Source organism: Allomesorhizobium camelthorni (genome assembly GCF_011045125.1).
In the GTDB taxonomy this organism is placed as follows: domain Bacteria; phylum Pseudomonadota; class Alphaproteobacteria; order Rhizobiales; family Rhizobiaceae; genus Allomesorhizobium; species Allomesorhizobium camelthorni.
Map to the genome: position 1 here is coordinate 55,833 of NZ_JAAKZF010000015.1, position 25,940 is coordinate 81,772.

Here is a 25,940-nt window from a genome sequence, read left to right on the forward strand (position 1 = left end):
CCGGCGAGAGGGCTTTCCGGCGGGTGGGGACGAGGCATGGGACCGCAAGTCGCGATCGACCTCGGGCGGATTGAGCGCAACGCGCGGAAAATCGTCGAGCGCTGCGCGCAATCCGGGATCAAGGTTTTCGGCGTCACCAAGGGAACCTGCGGCATGCCGCAGGTTGCTCGCGCAATGCTGCGCGGCGGCGTCGCCGGCATCGCCGAATCGCGATTCGAAAACATCCGCCGGCTGCACGAAAGCGGGATCGATTGCCCGATCATGCTGCTGCGCAGCCCGCCGATCTCGCGCGTCGAGGAGGTGGTGCGCACGGTCGATATCAGCCTGCAGTCGGAACTCGCCATCATAGGCGAGATCTCGCGCATCGCCGAGCGCCTCGGCCGCGTCCACGACATCATCGTCATGGTCGATCTCGGTGACCTGCGCGAAGGCATCTGGCCGAACGACCTTTTGCCGACCGTGGAGAAGATCCTCGAGATGAAGGGCGTCAGGATCGCCGGCATCGGCACCAATCTGACCTGCTTCGGCGCCATTGTGCCGACCGAGGAGAATCTTGGGCAACTGGTGGCGCACGCCTACAAGATCGAGCGGCTGGCCGGGATCACGCTCGACTGGGTGTCGGGAGGAAATTCGTCGTCGCTGCCGCTGCTGCTCGAAGGACGCCTGCCCGCAGGCATCAACAATCTGCGCGTCGGCGAAGCCATCCTGCAGGGCGGCATCGAGACGTTCCGTGACAAGCCATGGCCCGGACTGGAATACGAGGCATTCCGACTTGCCGGAGAACTCATCGAGGTGAAGCTGAAGCCTTCGATGCCGATCGGCGAATCCGGCTTCGATGCGTTCGGCAACCGGCCGCTCTTCGTCGATGAAGGCGACCGGTTGCGCGGCATTGCTAATATAGGGCGCGAGGACGTCATTGTCGAAAGCCTCACGCCGATCAACAAGGGCGTACGGGTGCTGGGCGCGTCGAGCGACCATCTGGTGCTCGACGTGACCGAAGCCGATCCACCGCTCGCCGTAGGGGATCGCGTCAGCTTCCGGATGGGCTACGGTGCGCTGCTCACCACGATGACCTCGGAATATGTCGAAAAGGCACCCATGCACGACATCGCCGAAATACCCGGCCGCAAGATGGTCTCGATAATCGCCGAGCCGCAATCGGCACCCATCCTGGCCAGGCATGATGTCGGCTCAAGGCTCGAGGCGATGGATTACGATGTGGTGGAACTGGCCGACGCCACGCGTCCGCCCGCGGGCCTGATCAGGCTTCATTCGGGCAAGGACCGGCGCGCAGCCTATCAGGCTCTGGCGGCAGCCGCCCGCGCTACGCACTCGCTCGGCCTCATCTGGATTGACTCGATCGCGGCGCTGATGCCGGAAGCCGGCGAAGATGACGAAATGGCGGAGACTTCGGTGCTGTCGCGCGTGCTTGGCCTCGGCGGGCGGCAAGGTGCGCTGCAGCCGCAGCTTTCTCCTGAAAATGTCGTTCTGGTGGGATTGCGCGAGGCCCATCCGGCCGAGGCGAAAATCCTCAAGCAATCCCGCATCTCGGTATTCACAATGGCGGAGATCGACGGCTCCGGCATGCGCGATGTTATGCGCGAAGCGATCCGGATCGCCTCGTCCGGCACAAGCGGCTTCCACGTAAGCTATTCGCCGACAGCCACGGAAATGCCGGGATGGGCGCCGGGCGCAGGAGGCATGACGGTCCGTGAGACACATCAGGCGATGGAGGCCATCGCGCTCAGCGGCCGCATGACGTCCATGGACATTTCGCCGGTAGCCGCCGGACTAGATTCCCGGATCGGCCATGAAACGGTTAACTTCGTGATGTCTGCTTTCGGGAAGCGGATTTTGTGACGAACGCCCACATCCCGGACTGAACGCCCCGACGTTCGCGGGTTTACGCTTGTTGTTCTGAGAAGGCCGAACGCTGCATCTACCGAGATGAACCTTGGGTGTTTTCGTTCGTCTCCTGCAATTGAGACGGTGCGGAGCACCTCGGGGAGTCCATACCGTTCAAAAGCGTAAGCACGAGGATGATAGCGATCACCATTACCGCCATGCCGATGAACTCCGCCGGCGGGAACCAAGCCGGATGACGCGCCGCCTGCAAGCGGCGCTTGGCCATTGCCTGATCATACTTCGCATTGAGACGCCCCACTTTGGCGGCAATCCGTTCGATATCCGGGTCATCACTCATGGTCATCGATCCTTGCGCAGAGCTCCTCGATGTCGATAGGATCTGTCGTATGAAGGAAACCCCGGTCGTCAGTCGAGATCCTCATTGCCAGCTGTCGGCGCATCGTGAGTCGCAACCGCATCATCGCGAATTGCCGGGCGTTGGACGCAGCTTCCAAAGCATCGTGCATTGGCTCCTTCGGGATGCTAAAAGTCGCGCCTTTGCAACACGGCAAGTACCACGCCAATCTCTGCGTCGGTCATTATTGCAGGCTCCACAAGCGATCTTCCTGAGAGAATCAGTAGAATTTTTGTAAGCCACATTTTTATGTGATGCAATAGAACCGCATATGTATTTTAAAATGTTCCCGTTTTATTCTTCTTCATGTCGTGAAGTTCTACTGCGTTTTTTGGACTTACATTTGTGGGTAACATGGAACTGGCGATTTTGACGCCTAGTATTCTCTAGCCAATTGCCGGGGTCATGACGCCGTGCGCAGTTGCACAACTCGGATGCAGCGTCGTTGGATGGCGCGAATTTTGAAACCGGTTGCAAAATTCCCAAGCGAAGTCACCAAAACTGCGCCCGGCAGCCGTTCACAAAAACGGTCCTGGATTGCCGCCACCAACAGCCGTGTAGCGTCTGATCTCGCAGACCCTCAACCCGTCGCTGCAAAGTGCAAGGGAAGGAACCGGGACGCTCTCACGATTGTAGTAGGAGGGTCTTTCAGCGCGACGCGCGTGACCGGTTCACCTAGAACGAAGGTGTGTAAGCTACGAAGTTGGGACAAAGCCGACGCCTTCGTCTTTCTAAGCTCTCGTTAACCGCTGTCTGCCATCCTGACCCAACGTCAACCGGGCGGTGACGTGACGAAATTCGCTTTAAGCGATCACGCCGAGGTGTGTCTATGTCACGTTTCGCCCAACTGACTTTGGCCGCCTTGCCATCGCCGCAGGCTCCTGCGGCTGCCTACTGCCTTCCACCGGTTGCTCTACCGGGATCGGAATTCAGGACCCTGCCCGTATCAGCGCTTCCACGTCACGATCGTCGACAGTTTCGGCTATCAGCTGCGCGACGTCTTCAATCGGCGCATTCGGGCGAAACACCGAAGGGCAGCCATGAGACGCCGACGTCATATGCAGCGTGTTGAATGAATGATGAGGATTGAGTCGTGCCGTTTGCACATAGAAGTATTTTCATCGCTGCCATTGTTTCGGCGACTGCCCTTTCCCCGCTGACTGCTTCCGCCGAAAGTATAACGGGCGCGTTATCAAAGGCCTATCAGCGAAATTCGACACTGAACTCGGCGCGTGCCGGCGTTCGGGTCACGGACGAGAGCGTAGCTGTCGCCAAGTCGGGCTATCGCCCCACTATAACCGGTATATCGAGCATCGATTACACCTCGCAGTCGGGCACCACGCTGACCACCGGGTCTTTTGGCGTGGAAATCCAGCAATCGCTGTTCGACGGATTTCAAACCATCAACAATGTCGCCTCGGCCGAGGCGCGGGTGTACGCTTCAAACGAAAGCTTGCGCAACACCGAGCAGAACATCCTGTTCGATGCCGCTGCCACCTATATGGACGTCATTCGCGACCGGCAGATCGCCATATTGACCGAGCGAAATCTCGAATTCCTGAACGAGCAGGCGCTTGCCGCACGTTCGCGCCTTGAGGTCGGAGAAGGCACCCGCACCGACCTCGCGCAAGCCGATGCGAGCCGCTCGGCCGCGATTGCCCAGGTCGCCGTGGCGCGGGCGCAGGTAACGGTAAGCGAGTCCATATACAGGCAGGTGATCGGCGAGGCGCCAGGCAAGCTGCAGGCCACCTCTCCGCTTGCCAAACTGCTGCCCGCCAGCCTGGGCAAGGCGTACGCCGTTGCCGAAGGCAATCATCCGGCCATCCTGGCGACGCAACATCTAGTCGATGCGGCCGGCTTTACCGTCAAATCCGCGGAAGGCCAGTTGCTGCCGCAAATATCCGCGCAAGCCGGTATTTCGCGCAACTACAGCGACACGATCGGCGCGCTGAATGACGGCACGTCGGATGCCGCGAGCATCGGCGCGACGCTTACGGTGCCGATTTACCAGGGTGGCAGGACGTCCGCGCAGGTGCGTCAGTCCAAAGAGTCGCTCGGCCAGGCGCGCATCGAAGTCGACGTCAGCCGAGACCAGGTCCGTGCGGCAGTTGCCGCAGCATGGTCGCAATATCGAGCAGCCAGGGAAACCGTTGCTGCTACACGTGAAGCCGTAGCGGCCGCTGAACTCGCCCTCGCCGGCGTCATTGAAGAGCGCGATGTTGGCCAGCGCACGACGCTCGACGTACTCGACTCCCAGGCCGACCTCATCGACGCCCAGATTGCTGTCGCCAATGCGGAACGCGACGTGGTCGTGGCCAGCTATGCGATCCTTTCCGCAATCGGGCGTCTTTCGCCCAGGCGGATCGGTCTCAAGGTTGCCGAGTACAGGCCCCAAGAGCACTATGACGCCGTCAAGGACAAATGGTTCGGGGTGCGGACCCCGGACGGCCGATGACAGCAGTCACCCGGGTTCGGCCAGCGGCGGTGGCAACGCTCGCGCATTAAGCGCTTACCGCTGCCGCGTTGATCGGCTGCAGTGACGATCTATTTTCTCGGCGGAAGGCGCTTGTATTCGACGCCGTCGAAAATCATCGTGCTGGGGTCGGGCGCCGACATTTTTCTCTCTTTGCCGTCACTGCACAGGAACATTGGCCACTCTAAGGCTATGCACTCCAATTCAGTAAACCAGTTGCCAGCATAATTTCCGAGGGAGACCCGGAATACGTCGTTTCCTATCCTGCGCACTGAATCACCGTTGGCGCCAACCCAGGTCCACGGCCCCGTGAGGACTTCGTATCGCCTCATGGCCATCACGTATTCAACCACAACTGCCTGTCTGTCGGCATATAGGGTGGCGATATCGGATTTGCCTGAAACGATGGTCGTCAGGTTCGGACCCGCCCATTTTGTGGCGAGGCCGCCCTCCGCCTTTGCCGGAACCATCGAACACAACAGGATGGTAGCGATCGATGCCCTTTTCACCCTCTCCTCCCAGCGCCGGAGCAGACATGGTCACAAAAGTCGATTCATCCCCGTCGCGGCCCCTTGAATACGTTTCGTTGGCTGAAACATCCCGAAAAGCAAAGGATAGCTGCACCGCGTCTCCTCCAAATAACTCGGAATGCTTAACAGTCCGCTACAAGCCGCAAAAAGCGGACCATTAGCCCATAGGTATTAGTCTTACCGGGTGACGTCACTGTCCTAGCCGCGACTTCAACTAGCGCTGACGAGTCCGCTTCGTGCCCTCCTGGACGGAGGTGTTTCGCCCGTCTTGGCGTCTATCACCGTTTTCCGAAAGATGGGATGCTGGGTCCTGCGATAGCGCCGATCGGCGGTCACGGGAGGAGATTACAATGGCGCGTGACGAGCACAACAAGAAAGAAGCGACCGTCGACCGCGGTAACGTGGATAAAACGGAGGAGATCGATTTCACCCAATACGACGACGATCTTGATGGTGATGGCGGTCGTAGCCTTGATATCAATCTGGACCAGGACTCGCGCCTGGAAAACGATGACGCCATCGGGGTGAAGGTCATCGGATCGCGGCCGGTCAAGGTCGAACTCGATACGGAAATCGACCAAAACGGCGAAATCGACCAGGACGAGGATGTTGACGTCGACGCAGGCGGCGGCTCCGGCGGACGCGAAGCCAGCGTCAGGACGCAACAAAGACTGGAAGTGGACCAGCGAATCGACGTGGATGTCGAAGTCAGCGAAAGAGATGGCGTTGTCTTCATCGAGGTCGGTGTTGACATTGAGGAAGATATTGAGATCGAGAGTGACGCCGACATCAATGTGCGCGATGGCGACCGGAACAGCCTCGAGACGGACATCGATCAGGACGACGAAATTGATCAGAACATCGACGTGGATGTGGAAATCCGCGACGGCCTTGACGCCAGCGTCGATGTAGACATCGTTCCTCTCGTACAGGCCCTCGCGCGCGCAGCGATCGCTTCTGCTCAAGGCAAAGACGGGGACTCGATCGACGTCCGCCTCGACGAACTCGCCGCTGCGCTCGGGGATGTCCAGATAGTCGTCGATGTAAGCGACGACCTCGACCTCTGAACTTCACCGTTTTGGGGCATGCGTGACAGCCGGGCTTTGTCCCGGCTTTTCTTTGACGCTTTTAATATGCACGAAGGCCCATTGGATCTTGGTAGCCCTTCAAGATTAGCAGATTGGGTTAACGATCGCCAATCGGAATGAACCCGATCGGACGTGAGCGCCCATTTAGGTCGGATGCCCATTGGTAACTATTCTCTCCGGCGCAAAACGAACATGCTTCGCCCATCGACGCGCCGTCGGAGGATCCGCCGGATCATCCTCACGGCGGTCGGTCCGCTCCGGCAGCAAATGGCCGAGAGCGGCGTTCCTCAACAACAGGGAGGGAAATCCCATGAAGTCGAACAAACCCAGCTATTTCGATGACAACGACTTCGACATCGACATCGATGCTGATATCGACCAGGACTTCGACCAATATCAGGATCAGGACATAAAGACCAATACCAAGCAGGACTCGGGCGTTAAGATCGACAACGACAATAAGAGCAAGGTCGACAACGACACCGATCAAGACGCCAAGACGGACAATGACGCCAAGGCCGACTCCGACAGCGACGCCGATGCCAAGACCCATAACAAGTCCAGGGCCGACTCCGACAGCGACGCCGATGCCAAGACCCACAGCAAGGCCTACGCGGAAGGGGGCGACAAGGGCAAGGCCGAGGCGAAGTCCGACGGCGATTCCGACGCGCGGTCCAGGTCCAAGGCCGACTCGGACGCAGACGGCGATGCTGACGCGTGGTCCAAGTCACGTGCTGACGCGGACGCCGACGGCAATGCCAAGAACGACAATGACACTGATATCGACGTCGATCAGGACAACAAGAACGATGTCGAGGTCTACCAGGACCAGGACGTAAAGGTCTACGCCGATCAGGATCAGTACGGCAAGCAAGACGCGAACATTGATATCGACTTCGATTTCGATTTCGCCTGAGCGTTCTTCCTGAGCAACGGCGCCCGGATTCTATCCGGGCGCCTGCCGGGGCGCCGAAACGGCCCAAGTTGTCAAGGTTTCGACTTCGCCGTTGGGGCTCCCATGCACCGCTGCGACGTCCTCATGGAGACATTGGCCATGGCTCCCTTCCCATTGAATCTCCTCGGAAGAAATGGATCGCGGCGCAACGGCCAATTTCTGCACGGTGCGCTGGTCCCGGTGCTCGTGCGCAGTATTGTGGGGGAGATGCCGCCGATGTCTGTTGCCTGGGTGAAGGGCCGCGCAAAAAGGGGAATCCAGCGCGCTTCCGATTTCTGCAGAGGGCTGCCATTCCCGGCGTTCGCAGGGGGTTACGCTGCGGGCTGTTCCGAGAGAGCATACGATTTCTACAGATATGCTGTCGACATCGGACGGCACAAGTCGCGTCGTCCGTTCTCCTGGATGCGGGCCGTGGCGACAATAGGGATTGCAGGCGCATCCGGCCTCAGAAATGCTTGGCGTTCTGCGGTTACAGAGCTTCAAGACGGGGAAAAAAAGCGGCCGGCCCTGCATTTTGCGGCCAAGGCCGCTGGACGGACCGAGGTGGAGCAGGCGTTCAGTCTCTGCAAGGCCTCGCTGGTCATGATTTTCTTTCTCAGCTTCTTTGTGAACCTGCTGGCTTTGACGGTCCCGCTGTATCTCTTGCAGGTCTACGATCATGTCCTTTCAAGCCGCAGCCTCGATACGTTGGTGATGCTGACGTCGATCGTGATCGTGGCGCTGGCGGTCCACTCAACCCTCGAGGCGTTGCGCCGCGCGATGCTTGCGCGGATCGGCGGCTGGCTGGACGACCGCCTCCAGGCGCCAGTGCTTGTCGCGGCCGTGCACTCAGCCTTGCGCAACGACCCGTCTGCGGCGGCACAGGCGTGGCGCGATATTGGCGGCTTCCGTTCGTTCTTCAGCGGCAGCGCATGCACAGCCCTCTTCGATCTGCCCTGGACGCCGATCTTTATTCTCGCAATGTTTCTTGTTCATCCGCTTCTTGGCGTGATCGGCCTTTCGGCGTCGGTTGTCCTGTTCGGGTTGGCGATAGTCAACGAGATGGTGACCCGCAAGCCTCTAGCCCGTTCGAGCGCCGCCTGGGTAGTGAGCCAACACCGGTTCGAATCCCTATTGCGCAACGTCGAAGCCATCAGCGCCATGGGAATGTTGCCTGGAGTGGCCCGCCTCCTTCACGATGACCAGTCGGACGCGAAGGAGGCTCAACTAGCCGCAGCAGCGCGTGGTTCTGCCATTCAGGCCTTCGCGCGCTTCATCCGACTTGTCACACAGGTCATCGTTATGGCCTGCGCCGCCTGGCTTGTGATTTTGCACGACATCAGTCCGGCAGCGATCTTTGCGACATCGATCCTTCTGGGGCGCTCGCTAGGCCCGGTAGAGGGCGCCATCGGCACCTGGAAGGCGGTCAGCAGCGCGCGTCTGGGGTACGCTCGCGTCCACAAGATCCTAGCTGCCGCGCCCCGGCCTCGAAGAGCCATGGAACTGCCGCGCCCCAATGGGCAACTCTCCGTCGAGCAGGTGACCTTCATGCCGCCCGGCGCGGACAGGCCGGCGCTTTGTCGGCTGAGTTTCGCCGTCAATCCGGGCGAAATCCTTGGAGTGGTTGGTCGCTCGGGCGCCGGAAAGTCGACCCTTGGGCGTCTCATCGCCGGTACTCTCACTCCTACAGCAGGCCATGTGCGCCTCGACAGCGCAGACATCGGGATCTGGATGGCCTCCAGCGGTCATCGTTATTTCGGCTATCTTCCCCAGGACATAGAGCTATTCGGCGGCACCGTTAGGGACAACATCGCTCGCTTGCAGGATGCCCAGGCGCATGATGTCATCACTGCCGCTGCGATGGTGGGATTGCACGAAGCGATCATGCGGCTTCCCCTAGGCTACGAGACCGATATCGGCGAAGGCGGCATGCGGCTGTCGGGCGGGCAGCGGCAGCGGCTGGGGCTGGCACGCGCGCTCTTTGGTCGCCCACGTATCATCGTGCTGGACGAGCCGAATGCCAGTCTCGACGCCGAAGGCGAAGATGCCCTGCGGCGGGCGATCCAGGAGATGCGAGAACGGGGATCAACAATCATCCTCATCGCCCAGCGCCTTGGTATTATGAACATGTGTGACAAGATTCTGGTGCTCGACGACGGCAGAATGGACGCTTTCGGGAGTCGCCGCGACGTGGCCGGGAAGATCAAGGCCGGGCGCACAAGCATTCCCATCAGGCATTCGCAGATCATCACCGCGCGGAGGACTACAAAGCAACTAGCTCACGAGGACGAACAGTCACCGGCAACGATAGCGGCAGGCCTCATCATAGGGGAGGAATCCGAGAGGGTCGTGTCATGAGAGGTTCGAACCACACCATCGCACACGATCTTGCGGAAATTCTGCCACCGCCATCAGGAACGCCGTTCCGGCGCCTGCGCCTCCTTGCGGCGAGCGCATTTGCAGTTGTCGGTGTGTTCGTGATCGGCTTCGGCTTGTGGGCGATTTACGCACCGCTGGAAAGCGCCGCCATCGCCGCAGGGGCTATCGAGGCAGAGTCGAGGCGCAAGACCATCCAGCACCTGGAGGGCGGGATCATCGGGCGCATCCTCGTCGCCGACGGCGACGAAGTGACCGCCGGGCAAGCACTGATCCGGCTCGACGACACCAGGACTCGCACCACCGTCCAGATGCTTCAAATGCAGCTCTGGGAAGCACTGGCCCTGGAGGCGCGCCTGCTGGCCGAACGCGAGGGTAGCGAAACCATCACGTTCCCGGAAGCTCTTACCTCGGCCGCTCAGGGCGACCCCTCACTCGCGGAGACGATGGCTGGACAGATCAACATCTTCGATACCCGCCGCAGGCTCCAATCATCCCGGATCAGCGTCATTCAGCAGCGCAAAGCCCAGACGAGGCGGGAAATCGCCGCGCTACGCTTTGAGGTGGAAGCGGCGACGAAACGCGCGGCGATCATCAAGAAGGAACTGGCAACCGTGGCCCCCATGGTCATCAAGGGACTGCAAACGCGCGGGCGCCTCTTGCACCTGGAGCGCGAACAGGCTGAGTTTGATGGACGGATTGGCGAAACACTAGCTCAGGTTTCGCGAGCCGAGCAAGCAGTCGGAGAATCGGAAGCGATGATTCTCCAGCTGAAGAGCGACCATTACACAGAAATCGCGCAGACCCTACGCGACACACAAGCGCTGATTTTCCAACTCCTCGAGCGCATCCAGGCGGCCAACGACGTGCTCGCCCGAACGGTAGTTCGCGCCCCCGAGGCCGGCACCATCACGGATCTGCGCATTCACACCCTCGGAGGGGTTGTTGTCGCTGGCGAGCCCCTAATGGATCTCGTTCCCCATCAGGACCGTCTGATAGTGCTGGCTCAAGTCAAACCGGAAGACATCGACCTGGTTCGTCCCGGTCTCGAGGCTAGGGTCCGTCTCCTGTCCTATAAGGACCGCCGGGTACCCCCAGTGGAGGGCGTCCTCACCTATGTCTCCGCCGATCGCTTCGTCGACAAGGAAACGGAGCGAGCCTATTACACCGCCCACGTCCGGATCAACGAGGCGCACCTGCGCGAGTTGCCGGAGGTCGAGATCATGCCGGGTATGCCGGCCGAGGTACTGATCAAAACCGGCCAGTTCACCGTCGCCCAATACATGTTGCGCCCCTTTCTCGATAGCTTCAACCGTGCCTTTCGAGAGGATTGAGACATGGGGCAGCAGGATCAGTGTGGGGAAGCGACTGACATTTGTGGATCATCGCCGGCCGTCGTATTCGCGAGGGCTCGCGGGCCAATGCTTTGGAGATGAATGATTAGGCGAACTGGGTCGCCCCGTCGGAAGATGTCTCTCGAAGCGGGCGCACCATTGGGGAACGTGCCTTGTGGCACTGGAGGGTTTTATGATTACCGCCGATGATGGCACTCGCGACCTGCTGCCACCGAACGAAGCCGATCCAAAGGAAATCATTGGAACTGAGACGATGTTCGACGGCAGCTTGGAGCGGGCGATCGAGGTCCCGCTCTCTACCATCCCGTCCGCGGCGATGCAGCCGGCTGCTGATCTGCCGCCGCCGAGCGAAGCCAATCCAGAGGAAATTATTGGAACTGAGACGATGTTCGCCGGCAGCTTGGAACGGGTGAGCGATGTCCCGCAATTTACCATCCCGTCCGCGACTATGCTGCCGGATGCAGATCTACTGCCGAACGAGCAGGAGGATTTGCCGCTCGATCGGGGTTTCCACGGACAACCCGCGCCGGTACCGATCAAGGGACAGGCGGTGTCAATCGATGCGTCTTCCACCGCGTGCGGAGACGGAGGAGCCTGCGGCCGTGACCATCGCGAAGACGGACCGGATAAGAAGCAACCGCTGCCAGAGAGCGATGAGACCAGTGGCGCGAGCCGCTGTCCGAGCCGCTCTGACGACATACTTGGCGAGGTTGATGATGCTCACAGCATTAATGTTGCGCAGATCGCGATTGTCGACCAGGAAGCGAGTGTCATGGTCAGCGGCTATGTGGGTGAGGTGGTCGCGCGTCTTCACATCAACCAAGACCTCATGATGGACCAGGACGTCGACATTTCCTTTGCAATCGACGGTGATGGACACTTCGCCCTTCTGCTCGACCAAAACATGCGCATAGACCAGGATGTCGAGATTGACCTTGAAATCTTCGATGTTGACGGGATCCTCTACGTCGATCTTTTCTTGCACGACTCGATCGAAATCGAGCAGGACACGACTGTCGACATGCGCATCAGTGACGGATCTCCTGGTGGCACAGTCGAAGTGAACCAGGACCTCGAGTTCGATCAGGAAGTCGATATCGACATAGACATCGAAGACGAATTGAAAGAGCGCTATATCGTCAAAGTAACTGTCGAATCGCTCCAGGAGGTCGATGCCGAACAGGACGTTGCGGTAGCCATCAGGTACTTGAATGGCGAAATCGATATGGATGTGGACGCCGTGCAAACGGCGGCCGTCGAGCAGCAAACCATCGTGCAGGCCGATTTCAGTCTTGCATAGGGCGTGTGGACACGGGATCCCTTTTCATCTGACGCGTGGTTCAAACGCTGCTCCGTGAGAAGAGCGGCTTGATTCGAGTCTGATGAGCGATGAGGAGTGGGCGTTCTTTACGCCATTCCTGATTGAGACCAGGTAGCGGAGGGACGGCGTCCGCGTGATCACCGGTTCTGGACGGGCATCTTCTGGATCACCAGGATCGGTTCGCCATGGCGCGACCTGCCAGCCGAGCTCGGGGGACTGGAACTTCGCCGCTGGACGGAAGCCGAACTCTGGAATGTGATGCTGGCGCTTCCCGAAAGTGACATCTCCGACACACGCCGCAAATCATGGACAGCAACATCGTCCAGGCGCATTAGCATGCCGCCCGGGGGAAAGGGGGGGATTCAGAAATGCTAATGGCCGTTCGCCGTGGCCTCACGACTAACACTTAATACCGAACGGATGCACAAGACCTGCCATCGCCTCCTCTCTGAGCCAGGCTAGGCCACCAATATGGCCGACAATGAGCGCCTGATGGAGGAAGACGCGCCCGATCCGGCACGATGCTGGCCGACAAGGGCTAGGACGGCGATGCGATTCGTCACGATCTGGAACGCCGCAGCGCCGATCCGGTGATCCCGACAAAGTCGACTGCATGGTCCAGTACCTGGTCGACAAGCCGACCTACGCCCTGCGAAACCACATCGAATGGTTCTTTAGTCACCTGAAGCACTCACGCAGCATCGCCACACGCTACGACAAGCTTGCGTCCAACTCATCGGCTTCGTCCGGATCCCAGCGATCAGGAAACGGATCACCTAGCGATTTTGTAGAATTACTGCGCGGCAAATCACTGAAACTACTATGCAACCAGCAATTGAAGTTGAAAATTTGAGTTAAATGCAAGCATTTTTAACCATGTCATCAACTAAATGTAGACTGGCGCTGGTTAAAGCGTTTAGGTGATATTGGGCGGCAAATGAGGGGGGAGTAATTGACTCTCTCGTTTTCGGTCGAACAAAACGGCTTATTTGACGAACGTGCTGCTATCGTCGTAGTTGATCGTCATCCTCTGCCGCGAAGTTGCCTTGCCCGCATCCTTCGGAACGAATTCCAGGATTTCACCGTCCTGGAGATCGAGACTGTCCACCAGTTCGACTCCATAATCGGCAAAAACATCAGCCTGGTTGCTCTCAATATAGGGAGCTCTGCCATGACTGATGAATGTGTGCTGCAGAATCTCGCCTATGTTCGTCGATCACTGGCCGAAGGGCCTCTCATACTTCTTACCAAGCTCGACGAGTCAATGATATCCGATGCAATGATTTCCGAAGTCACCCACTATGGCGTGAGAGGCTACATCACGGCTTCTGCCTCCGTTGAGATTGCCCTTGCGGCCCTTCGATTGGTAATCGCCGGTGGTGCTTACTTTCCGCGGGCGGTGGTTGTGGACTGTCCGAATTGGACGCCCGTCTCATCCGACAACATCGTGGCGTTGCAACCAGCTATGCCCATGAGCGACGCCGCGCCTGAGATGTGTGCTATCACCAAAAAGACCAATGTCGCATTCACGGAACGCGAACGACAGGTTTTGGCGACTTTGTTGCGTGGCCTGCCGAATAAGGTCATCGCCAGCGAGCTGAATTTGTCGCCGAACACGGTCAAGTCGCACATCTCGCGCATCATGCAAAAACTACATGCGAAGAACCGGACCGAGGCGGTTGTTCTATCCCAGCACGCCGGCTGATACAGTCCGGTTCGTTGAAGCGGAAAGAGACTGACCAATAAAGAAACGACTTTGCAGCTTGCCGCAGCCTGTCCCGCGCTGTTAGGCGGAGCCGCGACTAAAGTACCACGAATCGGACCATAAACCCTTGTCCCGCAACTGTTTTACTCGACCTGAATGGAACCGCTGCAGCCGCAGCCTTCTCCGGAAAGCATCGTTCTTGTGGACTTTCTCGAGTCTTGCTTCTCGGTGTTCACCATGGCCGAGATCGACGGCTCTGGCATGGGTGATGCCATGCGCGAGGCGATCAGGATCGCTTCGTCGGGAACCCGGGCTTCCATGTGAGCTATTCGCCAACCGCGACCGAGATGCCGGGATGGGCGCCTGGTTCCCGCGGGACCACCGTGCGCGAAGCACATCAGGCGATGGATGCGATCACGCTCAGCGGCCGCATGGCATCCATGGACATTTCGCCGGTAGCGGCCGAACTTGATGCCCGGATCGGCCTTGAAACGGTTAACTTCGTGATGTCTGCTTTCGGGAAGCGAATCCTTTAAGCTGACAGAGAACTCAGATTGGTGCTATCGAGAGGCCGTGGTCGATCGTTCGGCCAAGGATTGGGAATGCAGGGGTATCAATGGTACCGAGGTTTTGGAGCCGGCTGTGTTGAACGGCGTCGGCTGTTCAGGTAACAATGTGGCGGCGCCGGGCATTGTCGCATGACATTTATTGAGACGAAAATGCATCCACGCCGAGCATTGTTGCATGAAACTCAGTAGCTTGCGCCTGCCCGCCCGATTTGCCCGTTATGCAGGGACTCTGCACGATTTCGGAATCGCGGCCGGCTCGTTCGTCCTGGCTTACCTGACCGTTCTCGGCGTCCAGGCGTTCGAGGTGCCGGGCAATGAGGAGAAGACGCTCGGCTTCGTGGCCATTTTCGGGATATTCTATTTCGTGTTTTCGCTGCACCGCGGTTCGTGGCGGTACGTCTCAATTCCCGATCTGATCATCATCATCAAGGTGGCGGTCGCGACCACCGTGATCTACACGGTCGCGTCGTTCCTGATGACCCGCGGCGCCAATGTTCCGCGCTCGGTGCCGATCCTGGCAGGAGTTTTCATGGTGACTGCGCTTGCCGGCTCCCGGCTGGCCTGTCGCCTTCTGGTCGAGAAAGTCCTCTGGCGCACAAGCCCCCTCGCTCCCTCGCCGGCAAACCGGCGAAATGTGCTTCTCTATGGGTTGAACGACAGCGCGGAAAGCTTCATACGGGCAAGCCGCCGGGGGCAGAGCGAGTTCAACGTCGTCGGCATCCTTGACGACAGCATGCTGAACCAGGCCAGAACGCTTCAGGGCGTCAGGGTTCTCGGCTCGTTCGAGGATGTCGGAAAAATCGCCGACCGCCTGGAGCGAACCGGCATTCCCGTCTCCGAGTTGATCGTCACCGAAGCCGCCCCCACCCGCCAGCAGCTCGGCGAGTTCGTCGAAAAGACGGCAAAGCTCGGCATCAAGACTTCGATAATCCCGGATGTCACGGAGACCGCGCTCATTACGAGCCACTCGCTGCTGGAACCGAAAGAAATCGAACTCGGAGACCTTCTCGACCGTCCGGAGGTCGTAACCGACATATCGAGCATAGCCCGTCTCATCAACAACAAGACGGTTCTCGCCACCGGTGCCGGAGGGTCGATCGGTTCGGAACTCTGCCGCCAGATCGCGCAACTCGGACCGAGACTCTTGGTCATCACCGACAGTTCGGAATTCCATCTCTACATGCTCGATATGGAACTCCGGGAAAAATACCGCGATCTGAAAATCAGCACGCGACTCATGGACGTGCGCGACAGCACACGGGTTTCGCGGCTGTTTGCCGAAATGCGCCCCGACGTGGTGTTCCACGCTGCCGCGCTCAAACATGTGCCGCTGGCCGAAAGCAATCCGGTGGAGGCAATCAAGACCAATTTCCTCGGCACCAAGAATGTCGCCGACGCAGCCCTCGTCAACGAGGCCGCAAGCTTTGTGATGATCTCGACCGACAAGGCGGTGAATCCCACGAATGTCATGGGGGCCACAAAGCGGGCTGCTGAGGCCTACTGCCAGGCCCTCGACATCAGCTCGAAAAAAACTCATTTCAAGACGGTCAGGTTCGGCAACGTTCTCGGCTCGAATGGCTCGGTGGTGCCGCGATTCCAAGAACAGATCCTGGCCGGCGGGCCCGTGACGGTCACCCATCCCGACATCGTGCGGTTTTTCATGACGATCCCGGAAGCGGTCCGGCTAGTGCTGAACGCGTCGGCCGAACACACTGACACCGAGCTGCAACGCGGCAAGATCATGGTGCTAGACATGGGCGAGCCAGTCCGCATCGTCGACCTGGCCGAACGCATGATGCAACTCGCCGGGCTGAAACCCTATGCCGACATAGACATAGTGTTTTCCGGCCTGCGGCCGGGAGAAAAGCTCTTCGAGGAGCTTTTCGATCCTTCCGAAGCCCAGGACCTGCGCACGGAAGACGGCTATGTGATTGCATCGCCGCGCGTGATCGACAAGTTGCTTCTGGACAAGTCGATTGCGGAACTGCAGAACGCGGTAGCACGTGAAGACCGCGGGCGCGCGCTCGAACTGCTGCTTCACATCGTTCCCGAGTACCGCAGCGCCAAAGCAATGCAGGAGCAGGCTGCTAAGCCTGTTGCGCAGGATTTCGACGACGCCGCGCCATATTCATGAGACGTTCGATCCAGTGACGGTGACTGCAGGAAATTCAGCGGTTCTTTCGTCTGGAGACACCAACGGCTATATGCTCCGCGCTTCGCTGCCGCGAGTCGGTGGAACCAGGACGGTCCGTGGAGTACATACCGAGAAGCAGGCTCCTTCCGTCAGTGTGGGAGAAGCTTGCCGCCAGCTGCCGCGCGGCGATGGGGAGCGACCGCCGTTCACAATGCTGGCGAGAACTTCTGACTCCGCACGCCAATCGTTGTTTCTTGTGCTTACAGATATTGCTACCAGATTGAATGGTAGCTGACGGACGGACGCAGCAAGAGCGACAAATGGGATTCGAAGACGAGAAACAAGCCGTGCCTGCGGGAACGACGTTTACACCCTCGGTGCTGAAGGATTACCGCTGCGACTTGGAGACGGATTGCAGATGCTCGCCCGAAATGCGCCCGACCTGCGAATACAACGTGAAAACGCGGCCCGCATGGAACAGCGTCATATACCGGCATGGCTCGAAAGCCACAAAAAAGGCCGAAACAGCGAAGAAACCTTCGATGCTTTACGAGGTGAATTCGCCCATGGCCATTCGCCTTTTGCTTCTGCTTCTCGTAATAGCGGGAGCGGTCGTAGCCGTGACCTGGCATTTCGGGGAGTGGATTCGATACTCCATCCAATAAAGGTCGCATGAAACGCGCATTCGACATTGTACTTGCCGCTATCGGACTGGTGGTCGCGGCGCCGCTATTCCTGGCTGCCGTGATATTGATCCGGCTCACCTCTCCGGGCCCGGCGATTTTCCGTCAGATTCGCGTGGGGCTGGACGAGAAGCCGTTCACCTGCCTGAAACTGCGCACCATGTACTGCGAAACCGGGAACGTGCCGACCCACGAAGCGGGCGCGTCGTCGATCACGCCGGTCGGAAAGCTTCTTCGGCGGTTCAAGTTTGACGAACTGCCACAATTGTGGAACGTGCTGATGGGCGATATGAGTTTCGTCGGGCCGCGGCCATGCCTCCCGTCGCAGACCACGCTGATCGCCGCGCGCAGGGCCTACGGGCTCTATGCGATATGTCCCGGCATCACCGGGGTGGCGCAGGTCGCGGGCGTGGACATGTCCGAACCCGAAAAGCTGGCCGTACTCGATGCGGTCTATCTGCGCGACATGTCGCTTGCCGCCGACATAAGGTTGATCCTGGCAACGGCGCTCGGCTCGGGGCAGGGTGACCAGGTAAGATCGGTGGAATAGGCCCGGGATGCAGTTCAGCCGAGCGAGAGCGCCGGGGACATCGCAGCGGTCTGCTTGTCGTCGACGAGCAGACGCACGAACTGCTCGGTCACCGCATCCTCGCCGAACTGGCCGTTCCTGAACAATTTCAGTCCCGCACGGCCCTGAACGTCCAGTAGCTCCGGATCGGCAAGGTAAGTGTCAATTGCGGCGATTATCGATGCCGCCATTGCGCCGGCATCGCCCGGTGGGATCAGCGTTCCGTTCACGTCGTGGCGGACGATTTCACGGCATCCCTGAAGATCCGTTGCAAGACAGGGGACGGCACTCGCCGCCGCCTCGATCAGGATGCGTGGGATGCCCTCGCCGTAGCGGGATGGCAGGCAGACCAGATCGACGCTGCGCAGAAGCTCGGGCATTTCGGAAACTTCGCCCAGGAACTTGATCGCGCTTTCGCGCTTGAGCAGTTCCTGCGCATAGCGGTCTGGGTCGTGCGGCTCGACCATGCCCGCAACCAGGAATTCGACCTTGCTGTTCCCCGAATAATGGCGCGCCGCCTCCACGAACGCGTCCAGTCCCTTCGACCGCAGCAATCTCGACGCAAACAGGATTTTCACGGGCGACCGCACCCGGCGATCGCCGGCGGGATGAAACCGCTCCGGATCGACGCCGGCACCGCTGATGACGGTCGAATTGTGCCGGCCGATCAGCCCGCGATGCAGCCAGTCATCACAGTCGTCGGCGGTCTCGAAGGTGAAGTGCACGCCGGGACGCGACGACAGAAACCGTATGGAGGCATCGACTAGGGACCGCGCCAAGCGGTCGGCCACCCTCTTCCGCGTGCTCGACGGCGACATCAGTCGCCCGAGGCCGGGTATGGTGATCAAGATCTGGCGCGGTCCGCTCCCTAACTTCCGCGCCAGCACGGCGGCGAGGCCCGATAGGACCGCTGGCTTAAGCGTGATGAGGTGCACGGCATCCGGCTTTTCGGTCCTGAAATGCCGCAGCGATCGGCGTATAACGTTCGCGTCCAGAACCGGATGGAAGGAGAAGCGCTCTATCGGCATATGCTCGTGGCGCCAGCCGGCCGGCGGTTTGCCCATCGGCTTTCCCCCCGTGATGACGGTCACGTCCGCGCCAGTGTCTGCAAGCCGCTCCACCACATGGAGGCGATGCCTGAGGAAATAATCGCTGTCATTGCATATGACAGTGATCCTGGTCATTCGCTGTTCTCCGACGCTTTGCGGCCTTTGAGTGGTGCGCATCCATCGCATAGTCAAGCGGAAAAGGCCTCCGCCTCCAAACAGCTGCCGGAAATGCATCGACCGAACGGCTAGCGACGCGCCTCCAGCGATATGCTGTCCTTCGGGATACCGTAGAGCGATTCAAGATGCCATCCCGGCGACAATTGCAGCGACAGACGCGGCGCCTTCGCCAGCGACGCCGAAAGCGCCCTCAGCGCTCGCAGCTTGGAGCCCCGGAAACGGTAAGCGGCCGCGATTTCGAGATCCATATAGCTGTCGAGGCGGGCAAACAGCGTACGGTCCAGCACGCTTCGCCATTTCGCCCGTATGGCGCCGGCGGCGGCCTCGATTTGCTCGGGACGCTGCACGCGCTGTCTCTCGATCGCAATGGCCGCGACCGGAAGTATTTCGAGTGAAAAGCCCTTCAGAGCCAACGACAGGAACCAGTCGACGTCCTCGAAGCGCCTGAGCGTCTCATCCTGGAAGCCCGCGGCGGCAACGGCTTTGGCCCCGTTCAGGATCACGCATGAGCCTGGCGAGAACCAGCATCCGGAGGCGAATGCGCGCGGCGTGGCGGCGGGATAGGGCCAGCGCAAGCGGGAGGCTTCGTGGTTGGCGGTGAAGTCGATCCAGCCGCAGCCGAAAATGGTGGTCTCCGGCGCGCCGTGGCGAAGCCTCTCCTGCACGCCTTGCCATCGCTCCGCTATGCTGCCGCGGAGCAGGTAGTCGTCGCTGTCGAGGAATGTGATCCAGTCGGTGCGCGCCTCGCGCATGCCGGTGTTGCGGGCGGCGGCAGGCCCGCGATTGCCTTCATGGCGTATCAGGCGAACATTCAGGCGGCGCGCCAGATCAGGGTCGATCGCCGAGGGGACGGGTGAACCGTCGTCGACCACGACGACTTCTTCGGGCAGGCTATCCTGGCCATCGACGCTTCGGAGCGCCCGGTCCAATGCATCCGGGCGGCCATAGACCGGAATTATGAGCGTCAAAGGCACTTTCTGCATGATGAACTGCTAACAGAGAGCCAGATTGCGGGAAAGCTCAGCCGTCAGACCGCAACTCGGAATCACGCCCGCTGCCGAAGACAAAAAACAGGCTGGTCAATATTCCGACGATGAACAGCGAATCGGACAGATCATGGCCGATCATGTTGTTCAACAGACCGCTTAGGAAAAAGCTCGTCGCGATGCCGGCGGTCATCGCCAGGCCATAGTCTCCCATCTCGTCGCGGTTCTTGCGCCAGGCCAGGATGACCGGACCGAGAAGCATCATCGCGACAATCAAGGCGCCGGGAATGCCGTCGCGTACGGCATAGTTCAGAAAGACGTTGTGGAAATGCGAGTAAGGGAGAGGCGTTCCCGAAATCGCCTTGGTGCGCTCGATCATCAGTTCTTCGCTGTGCCCCGGCCCGTGACCGAAGAACGGCGCTTCCGTCACGAGTTGCCAGCCGGCTTTCCAGACGGTCAGCCGCTGGCCGACCGATCCCGAATAGTCGCCCTTTTCCACTATCTGCCCATAATCTTCGATCAGCAATTCGACACGGTCACGGACGAAGGGTGTGGCAAACAGCCCGAAGGCCAGCAGTGCTACCGAAAATGCCGCCATCGACGGCAGCAGATAACGCCGCGCTATGTGATCACGATAGAACCAGATGCAGACCGCCGGAACGATGGCGAGTCCGGGCCACAGGCCGCGTGTTCCCGACAGGATGATGCTGCCGACGGATGCGAGTGCGGCCAGCGCGAACAGCACACGCCATCCGCCATGCGCGCGCTGGCTGGCCAGGAAAGTGATCGTGAGGGTGATGAAGTTCGCAAGCGCGAAAGGATAGGCGTTGCCGGCGCCACCTTCAGCCCGCAAGCCAAATCCGAAGCTCTCTACAAGGGCGATGACGAACGCCACATAGGCGCCGCCCATCGCAGCGAGTTCGACCGCGTCGCGAACGCCCGGGCGTTCCGAAACCGAAAGGCGAGAATAGATGGGCAGGAAAGCGAGATACAGCGTGTTTTGACCGATTTCGTACAAGGTGACGACGCCATTGAATGTAACCGCCCCGGCGAGCGCTTCGATTGCGAAAAACCCCGCAAAGATCAGCGCCACTATTCGCGCTTCGCGAACACGCGACAGGGGAAAATCCCGTCTCAGGAGGCGGACGATCGCCCAGATGAACGCACCGCCGACCATGAAGCTGACGGCGCTGCCGATAACCGCGCCCCAGCCGGTGACGATCCCCATATAGAGGCGATTCATCCTGTCCAGGGTCAGGCCGAAAATTGGTTGGGGCACTATGATTTCGACCTCATGACTTCGACTTCTGAAAATCTCTTGCCGCTTCCGCCAGGCCAGGCCGGGGATCTTCGGTTTGCCGCCATCCATCGTCTGCCAGCGCTGAAGAATCGCAAATCTGCTCGGCAAACAGGCCCTGCCAGTCTTCGCTGCGCCCGGCAAGCTTTGCAGCCGTCTTGAGCAGGCTCGCTGGAACAGGCAGCAGGCGCCCTGGCCTGCCCAGCCCGGCGCGGAGCGCGGTGAATATCTCGGCTGTGCTCACCGGATCGCGGTCGCCCGCGAGGTAGACCTGCCGGGTTTGCACCATCTGGAGCAGATCGACCACTGCCGCGGCAAGCGCCTCCACCGAGAGCAGCGATCGACGGTTGCGAAGGGCTCCGAATGGGAGAGGGTAGGGGGTATCGGCCAGATGGAGCATCCTAGCGAGGTTTCCTTTCATACCGCTCCCGTAGACCGGCGGCAGGCGAAGTATCGCAAGCCTGGAGGCGTTTGCGTCCGGATAACGCGCCAGCGCAGCGAGTTCCGCAGCCCGCTTGGACCGCCCATAGGCGCAGGTCGGCTTGGCAGGCATTTCCGGCGTTAATATGCCGTCGAAGCCGGCGTCGGCGACCGCGCGGATCGACGACATGAGCAGAAACCGGCCCGCAACCACCCGCGCTGCGGCTTCGGCAAATCGCGCCGTCAGCTCCGCATTCGCCTGCATAAATTCGGATTCCGGCGTTTCGGCGGAAGCATTGGTGAGACCTGCACCATGCACGACGTGGTCGACGCCATTGAGGACACGCTCGAACTCGTCGAGCGAAGCGGAAGGATGTGGGAGGGTGGCGGTCTCGACACCTTCTTCCCATGCTCCGATCGTCCGCGAGATTGCCCGAACGGAAAAACCGGCGTCACGCAGATGCCGCACGACCCTTCGCCCGACGAACCCGCTTGCACCCGTTACCGCGACCAGCATTCGCGAGGCTATTCCTCGCGGAAGGCGCGGGCGAAGGAATCGGCGAGCGGCTGGATAAGATATTCGATGAAGGTTCGTTCGCCCGTTCTGATGAAGGTTTCGACCGGCATGCCTGGATAGATCTGGTCGGCGCTAATCTCAGGAGGCAGGTTTTCGGTGATCTTCAGCCGAGCCGTGTAGTAGGGCAAGCCATTGGTTTCATCGATCAGGCGGTCGGCCGAGATGTAGAAGACGGTGCCCGGAACCTGCGGCGTGGTGCGCGCATTGAGCGCGGAAAAAAGCATGCTGGCTTCCTGGCCGACCCGCAGCAGGTCGATATCCTGCGGGCGGACCTGAGCCTCGATGATCAGTTCTCGCGTCGTCGGCAGCATCTGGATCATCGGCTCACCCGCCCGGATCACGCTGCCGGGTGCGGTGTAGGCGGTCTTTACTATGATGCCGTCGGCGGGCGCCCGGATGACCGTACGCTCAAGTACCGACTGGGCCGCGCGTACCTGCTCTTCCAGATCGGCGATCGAGGCGCGAACGGTATTGAGTTCGCCCACCGCCTGTTCGACCCGCGTGGTGGTCAGCCGTTCAGTCTGCTGCCGCGCTTCAACGATCTGGGTCGCCGAACTCGCTATCTGGGATTGCAGCGCGCCGACCTGGCCGATGAGTTCGGCCTCGCTGCGCAGCAGCGCCGTATATTCCGACCGGTTGGTCAGCCCCTGTTCCAGCAGCTCCTTCTTGCGGTTCACCTCCTCCCGCACGATGGCCAGCTGATCCCCGCCCGCCTTTTTCTGGGCGTTCAAGCCCTCGATTGCTTCCTTGAGAGCAGCGACGCGCTGGGCGAGTATCTCAAGCTCCGCCCTGTAGCGGGCAAGGCGGGCGGCGAACTCCTTCTGCTGCTCGCTCACGATCGCCAGATGTTCCATCTTGTTTCCCGGCGCCGAGAAGCTGTCGGGCATGGAAAAGTTTTCCTCGCCGTCTCGCTCGGCCTCCAGGCGCCATCCCTTGGCCTGCAGTGCGACCATCTGCTTGACCAGGCGATTGAGCTGAGCTTCCGCGACCGTGGAGTCGAGTACGATGACCGGTTCGCCGGCGCGGACGCGTTCGCCCTCCCGGATCCTGATCTCGTGGATGATTCCGCCTTCGAGGTGCTGGATATTGATGTTTTGGCCGGCGGCTGCAACGATTCCCGGCGCGATAGCCGCGCCCGCGAGCGGCGCGGTAGCAGCCCAAAAGCCAAAGCCGCCGACGAAAGCCACGATGGTCAGATAGCCCGCCGCGGCAATCCTGCCGGTGCGTGTCGCCACCCGCTTGCGCCAGTCTATTGTCTTCTCAGTCATTTCCACTCCACGACCCGGCTTAACCCCACCTGGGTCACCCGACCGAGACCCGCACCGGCTCGCCCGTATCGCTGCGAGCTGGCGCAGGCTGGGTCTCGGGCGCCTTTTGCGGCCCTTGCGTCAGGCGCTGCAATACGTCCTTTGCGGGTCCATAGAGCTCGATCTGCCCGTCGCGCAACATCAGTACCCGATCGCATTTGGCTGCGATCGACGGTTTGTGAGTGATGATCACGACGGTCCGCTTGCGCGCACGCGCCTCGAGGATCGACTTTTCCAGCGCCTGTTCGCCTTCCGCGTCCAGATTGGCGTTCGGTTCATCTAGGACGATGAGCTTGGGGTCGCCGTAGAAAGCCCGGGCAAGGCCGATGCGCTGCTTTTCGCCGCCGGAGAGCCGCACTCCGATCGGGCCGATCTCGGTCGCGTAGCCTGCCTTTTGGCGCAGGATCAGCTCATGAACTTGCGCGCGCTGCGCCGCCGCGACGATCTCCTCGTCGACCGCCTGCGGGTCGAACCGCGAGATGTTCTGGGCGATCGTGCCGGGAAACAGCTCTACATCCTGAGGCAGGTAGCCGAGATGGCTTCCAAGTTCGTCCGCATCCCAGTTTTTGATATCGGCGCTGTCCAGGCGGATGACGCCGGATCGCGGAGCGATCGCGCCGACGATCAGCCGAGCCAGCGTGGATTTCCCGGCCTGGCTCGGTCCGATCAGGGCAACGGATTCGCCGGCCTCGATCTTGAAGCTGATGCGCTTGATGAGCGGCGGAGCGCCCGGATCGGCATCGGGAACGAAATAGATGAGCTGGTCGGCGGCAAGCGCGCCTTGCGGCTCAGGCAGAGATACATGTTCGCCCGCTGCGGCCGCGGTTCCACGAGCCAGCGCCTTCAGCCTTTGCCAAGCTCGCTGCGCATCGACGAGCTGGCGCCAACCGCCGATGATCTGGTCGAGCGGCTGCAAGGCGCGACCGGAGATGATCGATGAGGCGAAGATCATGCCCGCCGTCATCTGCGCATCCAGCACCAGATAAGCGCCGACGCCGAGGATCGCGATCTGGAGAACCATCCGGATGGTGCGCGACAGACCGCTGTAAAAAGCATTGGTCTTGTTGACCCGGTCCGATGCGGCAAGCGAATCGGCAAACCGGTTCCCCCACAATTGGAGGATGTTCGACGACATGCCGAGCGCCCTGACCGTCTCGAAATTGCGGGCGAAAGACTGCGCGGAGTTCATCGTCGAAACCAGCGTTTCGCTTGCCGCCCGGCCGCTGCGGCTGGTCGCCGCCTGGTTGAGAATGGCCACGGCGATCATCAATGCCGCGCCGATAACTGTGATGATGAAGAGCAAGGGATGAATGAAATAAAGAAGCACGATGAACAGCGGCGCGAAGGGGACGTCGAAGAGAAAGAACAGCGCGCGCGAAGACACGAAGGCCCTGACCGTCGCAAGGTCGCGAAGCGGCTGGACATCGCCGAGACCCGCCCGGGGTCCGTTCATCGAAGCCAGGAACATGTCCGACCCGATTACGGTGTCCAGTTTCGAGGCCACGCGGCTGGCATATTGCGCGCGAAAAACTTCGAGAAGCCCCAGAACAATCAGTGAGGCTAGTGCGAACAGCGAAATATAGACCAGCGTGTCCATGCTGGATGAAGGCAGCACGCGATCATAGACCTGTAGCAAATACAGCGGAACGACGAGCAGAAGCAGGTTCGCCGCCGCCGAAAAGATCCCAATCTCCACGATACTCTTCAAGAAATATCGTTTAGTGTCATCTGAAAACATCCCCGCCGCCTCTCTTCACGCCTTCATATGAATTTTTGCGTCCTATTTCGATAGGATTAAGTTGGAAAGAGTGCGGAGGCCTGGCATTGAAATGGGCGCAGGCTCTTCGTTCTTCTCGCATGGATCCTTCCCGTAGGGATCGTAGGTGAACCTCGTCGTCAAGGCGCTCGTCTTCCAGCCCACATCCCTCAGGTAGTGGTTGAATCGTGCAGCCGACCTTAGTCGGGAAACCCTGTAAAAAAAACTGCAGCTCCCTTTCACGATCATTCACTGTTGAAAGTGACTATTTAAGGACATGGCCCGGGTCTGACGGTCATGATGACCCATTGCCAGACAGTCTTGCTCTTGGCCGGGTACTTCTCCATCTCGCCGGGACCGGCCACGGCCCGGTGA

21 protein-coding genes are annotated in these 25,940 nt (G+C 60.1%); 13 read left to right on the forward strand and 8 right to left on the reverse strand.

The window, feature by feature from the left end; all coding sequences use genetic code 11:
* The first annotated feature begins 36 nt into the window (after nt 1-36).
* Complete coding sequence (locus G6N73_RS13615; RefSeq protein ID WP_165028385.1) at nt 37-1,860, forward strand: alanine racemase; 1,824 nt, start codon at nt 37-39, stop codon at nt 1,858-1,860.
* A 79-nt stretch (nt 1,861-1,939) separates the two neighbouring features.
* Here the strand turns inward: G6N73_RS13615 and G6N73_RS13620 are convergent, their stop codons facing one another.
* Nucleotides 1,940-2,203 carry a hypothetical protein gene (locus tag G6N73_RS13620; RefSeq protein WP_165028387.1) on the reverse strand — a complete coding sequence of 88 codons (264 nt, stop codon included), beginning with the start codon at nt 2,201-2,203 and terminating at the stop codon, nt 1,940-1,942.
* A 1,150-nt stretch (nt 2,204-3,353) separates the two neighbouring features.
* On the opposite strand from G6N73_RS13620, the gene G6N73_RS13625 reads away from it, so the two are divergent.
* Nucleotides 3,354-4,715, forward strand: coding sequence for a TolC family outer membrane protein (locus G6N73_RS13625; RefSeq protein WP_165028389.1), 1,362 nt, complete (start codon nt 3,354-3,356; stop codon nt 4,713-4,715).
* A gap of 89 nt (nt 4,716-4,804) precedes the next feature.
* On the opposite strand, the gene G6N73_RS13630 is transcribed toward G6N73_RS13625, so the two are convergent.
* On the reverse strand, nt 4,805-5,242 hold the full coding sequence (locus G6N73_RS13630) for a hypothetical protein (protein WP_165028391.1): 438 nt from the start codon (nt 5,240-5,242) through the stop codon (nt 4,805-4,807).
* Between the two features lie 371 nt (nt 5,243-5,613).
* On the opposite strand from G6N73_RS13630, the gene G6N73_RS13635 reads away from it, so the two are divergent.
* The 11 genes from G6N73_RS13635 (at nt 5,614) to G6N73_RS13685 (ending at nt 17,978) form a co-directional block, all read left to right on the forward strand.
* Nucleotides 5,614-6,330 carry a hypothetical protein gene (locus G6N73_RS13635; protein WP_165028393.1) on the forward strand — a complete coding sequence of 239 codons (717 nt, stop codon included), beginning with the start codon at nt 5,614-5,616 and terminating at the stop codon, nt 6,328-6,330.
* Nucleotides 6,331-6,661: 331 nt separating this feature from the next.
* A complete protein-coding gene (locus G6N73_RS13640; RefSeq protein ID WP_165028395.1) occupies nt 6,662-7,267 on the forward strand; it encodes a hypothetical protein in 606 nt (201 codons plus the stop codon).
* Between the two features lie 138 nt (nt 7,268-7,405).
* Nucleotides 7,406-9,643 carry a type I secretion system permease/ATPase gene (locus tag G6N73_RS13645; RefSeq protein WP_246252010.1) on the forward strand — a complete coding sequence of 746 codons (2,238 nt, stop codon included), beginning with the start codon at nt 7,406-7,408 and terminating at the stop codon, nt 9,641-9,643.
* Nucleotides 9,640-10,995 carry an HlyD family type I secretion periplasmic adaptor subunit gene (locus G6N73_RS13650; RefSeq protein ID WP_165028397.1) on the forward strand — a complete coding sequence of 452 codons (1,356 nt, stop codon included), beginning with the start codon at nt 9,640-9,642 and terminating at the stop codon, nt 10,993-10,995. Before G6N73_RS13645 ends, G6N73_RS13650 begins: the two co-directional genes overlap by 4 nt.
* A 193-nt stretch (nt 10,996-11,188) precedes the next feature.
* On the forward strand, nt 11,189-12,316 hold the full coding sequence (locus G6N73_RS13655; protein ID WP_165028399.1) for a hypothetical protein: 1,128 nt from the start codon (nt 11,189-11,191) through the stop codon (nt 12,314-12,316).
* Nucleotides 12,317-13,289: 973 nt separating this feature from the next.
* A complete protein-coding gene (locus tag G6N73_RS36855; RefSeq protein WP_246252012.1) occupies nt 13,290-14,042 on the forward strand; it encodes a response regulator transcription factor in 753 nt (250 codons plus the stop codon).
* A gap of 201 nt (nt 14,043-14,243) precedes the next feature.
* On the forward strand, nt 14,244-14,366 hold the full coding sequence (locus tag G6N73_RS37950; protein ID WP_281352881.1) for a hypothetical protein: 123 nt from the start codon (nt 14,244-14,246) through the stop codon (nt 14,364-14,366).
* Nucleotides 14,367-14,446: 80 nt separating this feature from the next.
* On the forward strand, nt 14,447-14,578 hold the full coding sequence (locus tag G6N73_RS37955; protein WP_281352882.1) for a hypothetical protein: 132 nt from the start codon (nt 14,447-14,449) through the stop codon (nt 14,576-14,578).
* Nucleotides 14,579-14,786: 208 nt separating this feature from the next.
* A complete protein-coding gene (locus tag G6N73_RS13675) occupies nt 14,787-16,745 on the forward strand; it encodes a polysaccharide biosynthesis protein (protein ID WP_165028403.1) in 1,959 nt (652 codons plus the stop codon).
* Between the two features lie 412 nt (nt 16,746-17,157).
* On the forward strand, nt 17,158-17,421 hold the full coding sequence (locus G6N73_RS13680; RefSeq protein ID WP_165028405.1) for a hypothetical protein: 264 nt from the start codon (nt 17,158-17,160) through the stop codon (nt 17,419-17,421).
* Complete coding sequence (locus G6N73_RS13685; RefSeq protein WP_165028407.1) at nt 17,418-17,978, forward strand: sugar transferase; 561 nt, start codon at nt 17,418-17,420, stop codon at nt 17,976-17,978. Before G6N73_RS13680 ends, G6N73_RS13685 begins: the two co-directional genes overlap by 4 nt.
* A gap of 14 nt (nt 17,979-17,992) precedes the next feature.
* Here G6N73_RS13685 and G6N73_RS13690 read toward each other — a convergent pair whose 3' ends face one another.
* The 6 genes from G6N73_RS13690 to G6N73_RS13715 all read right to left on the reverse strand — a co-directional run bounded on the left by G6N73_RS13690 (nt 17,993) and on the right by G6N73_RS13715 (nt 25,505).
* Complete coding sequence (locus G6N73_RS13690; protein ID WP_165028409.1) at nt 17,993-19,180, reverse strand: glycosyltransferase; 1,188 nt, start codon at nt 19,178-19,180, stop codon at nt 17,993-17,995.
* A gap of 110 nt (nt 19,181-19,290) precedes the next feature.
* Nucleotides 19,291-20,205, reverse strand: a complete 915-nt coding sequence (locus tag G6N73_RS13695; protein WP_165028411.1) for a glycosyltransferase family 2 protein — start codon at nt 20,203-20,205, stop codon at nt 19,291-19,293.
* A 37-nt stretch (nt 20,206-20,242) separates the two neighbouring features.
* Nucleotides 20,243-21,487 (reverse strand): O-antigen ligase family protein, encoded by a 1,245-nt coding sequence (locus G6N73_RS13700; RefSeq protein WP_165028413.1) that lies wholly within the window; start codon nt 21,485-21,487, stop codon nt 20,243-20,245.
* Between the two features lie 13 nt (nt 21,488-21,500).
* Nucleotides 21,501-22,442 carry an NAD-dependent epimerase/dehydratase family protein gene (locus tag G6N73_RS13705; protein ID WP_165028415.1) on the reverse strand — a complete coding sequence of 314 codons (942 nt, stop codon included), beginning with the start codon at nt 22,440-22,442 and terminating at the stop codon, nt 21,501-21,503.
* Nucleotides 22,443-22,450: 8 nt separating this feature from the next.
* Nucleotides 22,451-23,770: an HlyD family type I secretion periplasmic adaptor subunit gene (locus G6N73_RS13710; RefSeq protein WP_165028417.1), complete on the reverse strand. Its 1,320-nt coding sequence runs from the start codon at nt 23,768-23,770 to the stop codon at nt 22,451-22,453.
* Nucleotides 23,771-23,804: 34 nt separating this feature from the next.
* Nucleotides 23,805-25,505: a type I secretion system permease/ATPase gene (locus tag G6N73_RS13715; protein ID WP_165028419.1), complete on the reverse strand. Its 1,701-nt coding sequence runs from the start codon at nt 25,503-25,505 to the stop codon at nt 23,805-23,807.
* Nucleotides 25,506-25,940 lie beyond the last annotated feature (435 nt).